Raw genomic sequence first — 5664 nt, 5'->3', positions numbered from 1 at the left:
CCATCTGGCACAACCGGACCAACGCCACACCCCTGACCAGGTCACTCATCGCCTACGACCACTGACCAGGACTTCGGACTTACTCGTCTAGGTGTGCATCTGCCGGAGCGTGATTACACCGGGGCCTGAGTCTCTTCTGCTTGAGGCGTTCGTAGGGCGTCTGCCCGCCGAGGGCGCCGTGGGGACGGTGGTAGTTGTAGTAGTCCTCCCACTCTCGCAGCTTGTCGTTGAAGGCGCCGGTGTCGTCGATGACGACGCCGGCGAGCATGCGGTAGAACTCTTCGGCGTCGATGCGGTGAGAGCGTTCGACCTTGCCGTTGAGGTGGGGGGATGCGGGCTTGATGTAGGTGTGGGCAATGCCCTTGTCGAGTACGTTCCCGTGGAAGACGGACTGGAACTCCGCGCCGTTGTCGGTCTGGATGACCTCGACGCGGAACGGCAGCCGCTCCAGGACGTAGTCCAGGAACTGAACGGCGGTCTTCTGGTCGCACCGCGGGTAGATCCGCAGGACCCGCAGCCGGGTGCAGTCGTCGATGGCGGTGAACTGGTAGTACTTCGCTCGCCTCCGCCGTTTCGGAAGGTTCCCGGTCACCGGTGCCGCGGCGGGGGCCTGCTCAGGAAGGCCGATCGGTTCGATGAACTTTACGTCGATCTGGACCCGGTTGCCGGGCAGCTGCTTCTCGTAACGGGTGTAGCGCTTGTCATGCCGTTTGTAGCGCTGGGAAGCAGGCAGCCGGTTCATCCCGAGCTTCTTCAGGATGCGGTAGACGGCTGAGCAGGCGATGTCGATGTCGTGGTACCGCTTGAGGTACATCTTGATCTTCATCGGGCCGAAGTGGTAGTGCCGCCGCAAGTAGACGATCTTGTTGACGACGTCGGCCTCGGTGGCGTGAGGGCAGTGATGCGGTTTGCTGGAGCGGTCCCGCAGACCTTCGATGCCTTCGTCCTGGTAGCGGCGCTGCCACTTGTAGAAGCAGTTGCGGCTGATCCCGTAGTACCGGCACGTCTGCGAAACGTTCCCGGTGACTTCCTCGGCGTGCCGCAGGACCGCCAAGCGGTGCTGGGCCTGGCGGTCCTGTTGCTGCTGCAGCGAAGGGGGCATAACAGATCTCCGTCACGGTCGGAGACCCATGTGTAACCAACGTCCGGAAATTTTATACCTAGGCCACCTCGCAGACGCCACCCCTACTTCCGACGGAAACGGCGTAGCCCAGCTGCCCCAAATCCCCATCGACGCAAGGTCATGCAACCCGGACCGGTACATTCCGATGAGTCAACAGACCGACAAACGCATCGGTTTCGTTCTCGGGTACGGCGAGGGCGGCCAGGCGGCGGGCACGGGTGACGGCGACATACCAGACGCGCAACAGCTCATTCGTTGCCGGGTCTTCGGTGGCCCAGCGCTGCGCACTCCCAGAATCGGGCAGCAACAGCAGGACGCCGTCCGCTTCATCGCCTTTGAGCTGGTGCACGATGTTGGTACGCACGCCAGTGGAAACGACAGGCCTCGCCGTCGCAGGCTGTCCGGCCAAGCGACCCTTGGCGCCGTGCGGAGCTGCCCCCTCCAGGGGTGGCCAGGCCTTCATGGCCTGCCACACCTCGGAGCTCCACTCGCGGTGAGGCGCAGGAAGGCTGTGGAGAAACGCGAAGGCGGTGCGGTTGGCCTGGCTGACCGGCAGCCGGTGTGTGGCGCAGATGCGATCCGGTCCCCCGGTTTCTTCGGGGAACCAGTACCCGAACAGGGCGCGCACGGCAATGTCACAGGCCCGGGTGAGGTCGTCGCTGGAGGCATTGGGAGTGTGTGCGACGGTACGGGCCCAGGACAGTCGGGTGATGGTGTTGGTGTTGGGCCGCTCCCGGGTGATGCCGGGCAGAGTCGCGTACTTGTAGGCGGTCACAAGGCAGTCCTCGGCCTGGATGTCGTACTCCTGTGCGATCGCGCGGAAGGCGTCGACGATCCCAGTGCTGGTCGGAGCATGCAGGTGGCGGCTGCCGGCGGCCGCGAACCGGGTGGGCATCAGGACGATGGGGGCATCCTTATCTTGCAGCACAGATGTATCCGGCGGACGCTGTCCCGCACGCAGGGTGGCGGCCAGACGGCAGATGGCAGGGGAGCTGCGCCAGTTTCCGGTCAGCCGGTGCGGAGCGGATGACAGCCTGGCCGCGAATGTCTCCAACGCTGCCGGTTCGGCCCCTCGCCATGCGTAGATGGCCTGATCGGGGTCACCGACCAGGACCAGAGGCAGGCCAGCGTCGTGCAGCAACTGGAGGATTGCCAGGTCTGCGGTGGAGCAGTCCTGGGCCTCATCGATGATCACCTCCGCGAAGCGGGAGAGCAGTGGTGGCAGCAGTCGTCCGGAGGCGACGGGGTTCCGCAGGTTCCACAAGGCCAAAACCCGCACCTCGTGCCCGGTGAAATAGCCCTGCCTGCACCAAGAATCGCGGGTGGCGAGAATTTTCTGCCGCCATGACTCACGGCTGTAGACACTGCCGCCGAGGATGCGCGTCGTGTCGTAGCTGAGTTTGTCCCAGGCGACCTCCTCCTGCGCCGAATCCGGGTCCAGAGTCATAGGGAAACGGTGCAGGGAGATCTCCCGATCCAGCTCCTGAACAGGCGCCTTGATACTCGCCCACGACTCCAGCAGACGCGCCACGGGCTGCGCGGCACGCCGCGGCTTGACCAGGAACTCCCATAGGAAGGAGTCGAGCGTTCCGATGAAGTGAGGGGCCTGGACTAGGTCGGCGCGGCCGGCCTGGCGGCAGCGGAGGGCCATCTGGTCCCGAGCCACCCGCGTGAACGAGATCAACGCCCGGCCCTGCCGCAGCAGCTGCGCCGGCGCCTGCAGATGCCGGGCAGTGATCACATGAGTCTTGCCCGCGCCCGGACAGGCGGGCACGTAGGCAGGCGCCGGGGCGTCAATGGCAGCCTGCTGCTGGGCCTCTGCACCAGCCCGCAGGTCGGCCGGCTCCGAGGAAACAGTCACGACGCGGTCACCGTCTTGGCGGCGTCCAAGGCCGTGATGAAGACGATGGCGTCCGCGAGGTAGTCCGGCACCGTGAAAGGCACTGCCGGATCAGCGAGGACATCGGCGAGTTCCTGGGCGAACCGCCCTTTGGAGACTTTGGTCCCTTTGGCGAGTTCGCCGTCCGTGCCGGCGAGAGTCCGGTTCGCCTTGGTGACGAACAGTTCCCCGAACGCCATGGCCGGATCGGCTGCCTGCAGAACCTGCTCCCAGCGTTCCTGCGAGCGCGGTGCGCAGCGCAGGAACGCCGTGCGAAGAGCCTCGACGTTGCCGGCCGACCACAGGGCCGGCTCCAGAGTCCGGGGCGCGGCGGCGAGGTGCAGTGCCCCGGGAGATCCCCAGCGGCGGGGCAGTTCCCGCAGCGAACGCAGCCGGGCCGGCTCGGGCGCCTCAGGTGCTACGTCTGTGTCGGTGATCAGCGCCACCCGCTGTCCCAGACACATGCCATCGACGGGGCCCAGCAGAACCCGCAGGTAGACCTCGAAACCGACTCCGTCCACGATTACCCGAGTGGTACCGAAGAAGCGCTCCAGTGCCTCGAACGCTGCCCGGGTGGCCTCCGCATCGACAGCTTCGTCGGCGGCGAGGACCCGTTCGGCCAAGGCAGGCAGCAGCAGAAGCTCGGAGATGCCCTCCACCAGGATCGCCCGTGGAGAGAACAGCAGAGCGCTCTTGGTGGCGTCCAGATAGCGGTCCAGATGCCGCACCCGATCCTTGCTCAGCTGCAGGCGGGGTATCGGCAGAGGCCGGGCCTGCCAGCCGTCGGACAGGGTAGCCGGACAGCGTGCCATGACCACCAAGTCCTCGACGCTGGCAGCGGCGGACAGGATAGGGGAGTGGGTGGTCACCACCACCTGCAGATGCCCGGCTGGCTCGGCCGGATTGCCCGGCGGCTTTCGGCGTGAGGCGCGCGCACGCCGTTGCAGGTAGCGCAGCAGCAGCGTCTGCAGCTGAGGATGCAGGTGGGCTTCGGGCTCCTCCACCAGCAGCACGGTGAGGTCGGCTTCTGCTGCCGCGTCCAGTTCGGCCATCACGGTGGCAATGAACAGGGTATTGGCGTAGCCCAGTCCCGACGCGGACAGGGGGAAGGGCTTGGCCGCGGTATCGCCCAGCAGCATGCGCAGCGACCGGGCGATCGAAGCGAACGTGGGATCAGCAAGGGCCAGTTCACTCTTCTGCGGATGAGCGCCAGCTGTGAGATCCCTAAGAGGTTCGTTGATCTTTCCGCTGACTGCGGTTACGCCAGGGTCCGCAGCCACCTTCTTCAGCTCTGCACCGATGCGATCCACGAAGGCGTCGATCTGCGCGTCGTCGCCCAACAGACCGCGCAGGATCATCCGCACCCGGTCGCCGCCGGCCGACGCCAACTCCCGCTCTGCATCTCGCAACGCGGGCAGGTAGACGTGCCGTATACCGCCCCGCGCAGCAGGCTCACCCGTGACCGGATGGCCGACGCCCTGCGCCCACGCGGTGCTCCCGCGACGTCCGTTCGCCTGGGGTGGCGTCCAGGAGACCTGCCAGCGTGCAATGCGGCCGGAAGCATTGTCATGAGCCATGGCTTCCAGATAGGCACCGCTCTGCTCGGGGCCGACTTCAGAAAGCTCCAACTGCAGGCAGGGGCCGCCTACCGCAGCCGTGGGTCTGAGAACATCGGCTTCCTCGAAGTACCGGGAACGCCGGCCGTCCAAGGGATCCGTGAGCAGACGTATTGCGTCGATGACTGTTGACTTGCCCGAGTTGTTCTCCCCGACGAGTACGGTCACCTCCGGGCGCAGCGGTATCAGAGCACGCTCGCAGGACCGGAATCTCTCCACCAGCACCTCGGATACATGCATCGGCTCCCCCGTCCCCCTACCAGCCATCAGCAGTGATCAACAGATCGTATGCGGAGCGGGCGAGAGATGTACCCGTTCGGCACTGGCCAACGACGTCGCCTCCTTGGCTCGAGCGAGTGTGGTTGACCGGCTCAGATCCCTCCACCGCCCAACCACTGGAACAGCCGCACTATCGAGATGCGAGCGTCAGCTGTCACGGATGCGACGTCACTCCCCAAGCACGTATTCGGGCCGCGTCAGCGGCCCACTGGCTCCACAGCTCTGAGCGGGAGGCTCGGACACCAGAAGAACGGATCAGGAGACGGCAGGGCTGTTCGCTAGACGTGATTCATCTGGGGTGAGAGAGGAGGGCCGTAGGCCCTGCCGCCATCTGAGGATGCCCCTTTGACAGGAAAACGATCACCGGTACACCGACCGACCTGTCTCTACGAGGCAGAGGAGAGACGACACCAACTCGAATATCCATGTAACTAAGGCATCTGACATCGACACGATGCTCCGCAGGGGCCGGCAACCCCGGCCGCCAGGCCGGGAGGAATCACTTGTATCTATCTCACCCGTCATGCCGCCAGGCATGACATACGCCTCCCTATGGGCCGTCAGGCCCGCTTCACACCAACTTACAGGGTGGCCCGTCAGGGCCAACTGGGCTAGCGATCACCACCATCCTGGCCGTCAGGCCAGGAGTCATCACCCATCCCAACCCACAGTCATGCCGTCAGGCATGACGATCCGTCACCTTTCGGGCCGTCAGGCCCGAGTTGGGCCGTCAGGCCCAACGTTAGAGCCGACAGGCTCTCCGCCCC

The 5664-nt window shown here is 65.5% G+C and carries 3 protein-coding genes; all 3 read right to left on the bottom strand.

Annotated features, from left to right (window positions below):
* Positions 1-79: 79 nt before the first annotated feature.
* Complete coding sequence (locus ACGFZK_RS37210; protein ID WP_393853262.1) at positions 80-1102, bottom strand: IS481 family transposase; 1023 nt, start codon at positions 1100-1102, stop codon at positions 80-82.
* 139 nt (positions 1103-1241) lie between these two features.
* Positions 1242-2984, bottom strand: a complete 1743-nt coding sequence (locus ACGFZK_RS37205; protein ID WP_393853261.1) for a UvrD-helicase domain-containing protein — start codon at positions 2982-2984, stop codon at positions 1242-1244.
* On the bottom strand, positions 2981-4858 hold the full coding sequence (locus ACGFZK_RS37200; protein WP_393853260.1) for an ATP-dependent endonuclease: 1878 nt from the start codon (positions 4856-4858) through the stop codon (positions 2981-2983). Before ACGFZK_RS37200 ends, ACGFZK_RS37205 begins: the two co-directional genes overlap by 4 nt.
* Positions 4859-5664 lie beyond the last annotated feature (806 nt).

It is taken from the genome of Streptomyces sp. NPDC048257 (genome assembly GCF_043201855.1).
Lineage (GTDB): Bacteria > Actinomycetota > Actinomycetes > Streptomycetales > Streptomycetaceae > Streptomyces.
Note: the sequence above shows the minus strand (reverse complement) of the source record. Positions and strands in the feature narration are given on the sequence as shown.